The organism is Mycolicibacterium peregrinum, assembly GCF_001665625.1.
GTDB lineage: Bacteria > Actinomycetota > Actinomycetes > Mycobacteriales > Mycobacteriaceae > Mycobacterium > Mycobacterium peregrinum_B.
On sequence record NZ_LZSY01000204.1, the window covers coordinates 1 to 4,024 of the forward strand.

General features: G+C 61.9%; 4 protein-coding genes. 2 read left to right on the forward strand and 2 right to left on the reverse strand.

All coding sequences use genetic code 11. The annotated features are described in order from the left end of the window. Window positions 1-38: 38 nt before the first annotated feature. Window positions 39-617, reverse strand: coding sequence for a hypothetical protein (locus A5779_RS32245; protein WP_064888116.1), 579 nt, complete (start codon window positions 615-617; stop codon window positions 39-41). A gap of 179 nt (window positions 618-796) precedes the next feature. Then, window positions 797-1,675 (reverse strand): LGFP repeat-containing protein, encoded by an 879-nt coding sequence (locus A5779_RS32250; protein WP_064888118.1) that lies wholly within the window; start codon window positions 1,673-1,675, stop codon window positions 797-799. Between the two features lie 759 nt (window positions 1,676-2,434). Between A5779_RS32250 and A5779_RS32255 the strand changes: the two genes are divergently transcribed. Further along, window positions 2,435-3,025, forward strand: coding sequence for a helix-turn-helix transcriptional regulator (locus tag A5779_RS32255; RefSeq protein ID WP_165609856.1), 591 nt, complete (start codon window positions 2,435-2,437; stop codon window positions 3,023-3,025). Between the two features lie 361 nt (window positions 3,026-3,386). Next, a complete protein-coding gene (locus A5779_RS32260; RefSeq protein ID WP_131811734.1) occupies window positions 3,387-3,980 on the forward strand; it encodes an FxLYD domain-containing protein in 594 nt (197 codons plus the stop codon). The last annotated feature ends 44 nt before the right edge of the window (window positions 3,981-4,024 follow it).

The following is a 4,024-nucleotide window of genomic DNA, read 5'->3' on the forward strand; positions in this document are numbered from 1 at the left end:
GGCTGAGCCGGCGCCGCACCCAACTTTCATGCGCTCGTTTAGGCAACCAAGCTGATCTGGTACCCGTCGGCCGCCGCGCCCTCGATCGTGGCCCGCGCCTCTTCAAAAGAAGCAACCTGACGCGACCGCCACTCCGCAAGCACCTTGGCGATCACCTCAGGCAACGGCCCGCCCTTGATGTCAGAGGAGTCGCCGTAGCGCACGTCAAGGCGGGGCAACCCGGCCGAGTTGTAGCCCACCACGGTGAAATCGAACGGATGCCAGGTCAACTCGTGCGAGTGCAACGTTGCTTCCAGAATCACGATGCCGGTCGGGTGGTCGTCGCTGGGACCGTAGAGCGACGTCCGCAGGTCTGCTTCCTCCCACATGAGCACCAACAGGTCGGCGTGCATGGCGTCAGCAAGAATCCCCAAGGATCCGATCCCCAAGGCGGCGTCGGCGCCGCGGGTGTAATCGCGGCACACCGCGTAGCCCATCAAGCCCTTGGAGCTGGTCGAGCTGAACGCCCACATCTGTGGCGTAGGGACCACACCATTGGTAGAGAAGCTCGACTTCGCACGCTCGATCAGAGTGGCTTTCACCGCGTCAACGGTGTCGAAAAACTCATCGGGGCTCATGGCCAGGCCTCATACGCGGTGTGGGACGGAGAGAACATCGGTCATTCGCATTGTGCCCCACAGGTCCGACAACTTCTCCGCAATCGGAAGGCCTTGTGAGACCGCCCCGGAGCATGAGCATCGTGCTGCGGCGCGGGCGGCCATAACCCATCGTTTGTGGAGCCGGGTGGATCTCCGAACTACGGGGTGACCCGTCCTGAGCGGTTCGTGAACTTCTCCACCACAAGGAACTGTTTCGCAAGGTCTGCCTCAGACAAGATGTGCGTCTCTGACACGCCGAACCCGTAGTACGTGCTGTCTGGGCCCGCCCCGGCGAAGCCGAAGCCTTGGCGCTTGGTCTCGGGAAGGTCATACATTCCCAAGCCGTACACGTTGAACTGGCTGCCCGGGGCGAGGCCTGTGACATCGAGGGCCGTGAGTCGCCAGGTCTCGTATCGCTGAGTCACAGCGTTCACGCTGACTTCGGCGTACGTGCCGCGCTGTGGTGTCCAGTAGAGGGTGCCGCCGTCGAAGTGGGACCACCGGACGTTGTCGTTGCCCTGCTTGCCGTTTCCGTCCTCGTCAGAGGTCGGAAAACCGAGGTAGGAGGCTGGGCCACCCAGCGCCAAGAATCTCTCTCGAATGCCGCCATAAACGACGAACGCTCCGCGTTGTTCTGTGTAGTAGATGGTGACGACACCGGTCGCGTTCGAGTAGTCCCGCGAGGTGACTTGTGTCGACCTCGTCCGCACGTCCAAGTCATCACTGCCGAAGGGGATTACCGAATACCGCTTCACCGCGTTGACGGTTCTCGACCGGCCGGCGGGGTGAAGGTCCCACCCCAGGGACTTTGCCTTCTGATCAATTGCCTCGACCGCCGGGACGAGGTACTTCGTAATGTCGATGAGCCGGTCCCTGATTCCATCGACGAGAACCACCCCTGGTGCAGCCCAACGGTTGTCCAGCAGTTTCTGGCCGGGAACCAGCTTCTTGTACAGATTGTCGGGGTCCAGGTTGATATTGGCGTGGACGAAGTCGTAGAGCTCAGTGGAGGCGAGTGTTGAGCGACTGCCAGGCATGCTGGATCCTCCTCATTCTGTTCCGTCCGGCCTCGTCGCGGAACGCGGCTAGCCGAACACGGTTGCCTTACCGGGCATTCGAGTCATCGAATCTTTCAAGTCCTGGTCAAGGTGTGTCGTCACCTAATCAATCAGAGGCATCGATACTCGGGAATCATCCGTTCGAATGATCTTGCAGACGAAAGTGTATGGATCGCGGCATGGTGACAACCCGACACGACGTGTCGCACACTGTGATCATTTGGCACGGCGGGGGTACGCGCATGCTGTCGGTCGACGCACTCTCGCGTTTGGCGCTGCGGATCTATGCCGCCGCGCTGGACAACAGCGAATGGTCACCGGTGGTGTCCGAAATCAGTCAAGCCCCCGGGGCGGGTGGGGGCGCCTTGATCGTCGCCGAATCCCCGCGCCGCCGGATACCGGCTGTATCACAACGTCCCCGCGGCAGCGGAGGCCAGCTACCGTTCGTACTACAACAGCATCGACCACGTCCTCGAAGCTGTGGAATGCGGGCCAGCTGGGCTGGTGCACAGCGGTGAAGAACTCATTGATCCTCGACGGCGATCTGAGTTCAACAGCGATTTCATGCGCCCGCACTGCATGCAAGACGGCCTGTTTGTCAGACTCACTGCTCCTCGTCGCCCCACGACGTTCCTGGTGGTATCCGCGAGAGCGACACGCTCGTTTGCAACGGAGGAACGAACACGGCTGATGAGTGCGGTGGTTCCGCACCTTCAGCAAGCGCTACGCACAGAAAGCATGCTGGCCCAGACTATTCGGCAAACCCGCATTCTTGAGGACGTCCTCAACGTTGACGACCGGGGTGTGGTGGTCGTTTCCGCGGAGGGCACCGTGTGGTCAGCGAACGCGGCGGCGGCCGAAATTTTCACCGTGGGCGACGGGATTTCGGTGCGCGGCGGCCGGATCGCGACCGACGCTCTCAAAGGCGGCATTGCCATGGCGTTGAGCGCGGGATCGGACGGACTCCGGCGGGGTAGTTGGATATTATGCCCGCGACCTTCGGGAAAGGAGCCGTATGTGGCAAACGTTGTGCCGATCGGCGACCCAGCAGGCCCAGACCACTGTGCCCTTGTCGTCTTGAATGACCCTGAGCGCCACAAGACCCAGCCGGCCGAAGACATCGTAAGAGATCTCTACGGCCTGACGCCGACCGAAACCAGGTTCGTTGCACTGCTTCGTGACGGCAATAGCCTGGCGGACGTTGCGGACCGGCTGTCGGTGTCTCTCACGACAGTGAGAACGCACCTGCAGCACGTGTTTAGGAAAACGGGCACACACCGCCAGACGGAGCTCGTTCGACTGCTACTCAGCGTCGATGGTCGACCCTGAACCGCCTGAGTGAGCGCGCGACAGCATGCGCCGGGCCCACTCGCCGCGTACTACGCGCCAAACTAAGAACCGCCCAGGCAGTTGACTGTTCAACTGCCTGGGCGGATGCCACCAACCAGGCGATACCGAACGGATTAGGTTGGCTGGTCGCGAACACGAATGTACCGATGGCCCCGGGGGCCCGCGCCAGCGCCACTCCCTTTAGCAACGCTGGGGTTCCCGCGCACATGATCCGGGTCCAGGCGGCGGCCACTTGAGGGTTGCCGCGATGGTGCTGGAAATTGGTGATCTGCGGGGCACAAAACGGGCCTTAGGCTTCAACCCGAACCTAGCTGCCGGGCCAGAACAGGAGACCACGCCCGTGACCTACCCACATGAACAGTGGCCACCCCCCTCGGGCTACGACGGACAATCTCAGCAAGATAGTCAGCCTGCCTATCCGGCGGCCGGCCAATGGACTCCGCAGCTCGCACAGGGCTGGGCCGGACCTTATCCCCCCGCAGCTCCCCGCAAGTCCTACACGGGGCTGGTGATCACCTTGGTCATCGGAGCTGTGCTCATCGCACTCATCGTCTTCGTCGCCCCCTTCTTCTTCATCGACAAGATGACCGGTGACCTCAACGACAGCATCGCAAACAGCAGCGGTGCCAACACCGAACAGATCCTCGAAAACGAACTAGAGGTCACGTTCGGCGAATTCACACGCACCGATACGAAATACCGCAAGGACGGCAAGCTGCCGGTCACCTTCCGCAACAAGAGCGGTGAGAAGGCCAGCTTCTACGTCCAGGTCGAGGCGCTCGACGCCGACGGCAACCGCGTCGCAGAAGACACTGCCAGCGTCACCAGCCTCTCGCCCGGTCAGTCCACCACCGAGGACCTCTTCACCTTCTCCGAGGACGTCGAGAAGATCCAGGGCGCCACGTTCCGCGTCGCCAGCGTGTCCAAGCACTAATCCCCTACGCCAATTTGTGAGAAGCGTCGACCCACGTGCGGGTA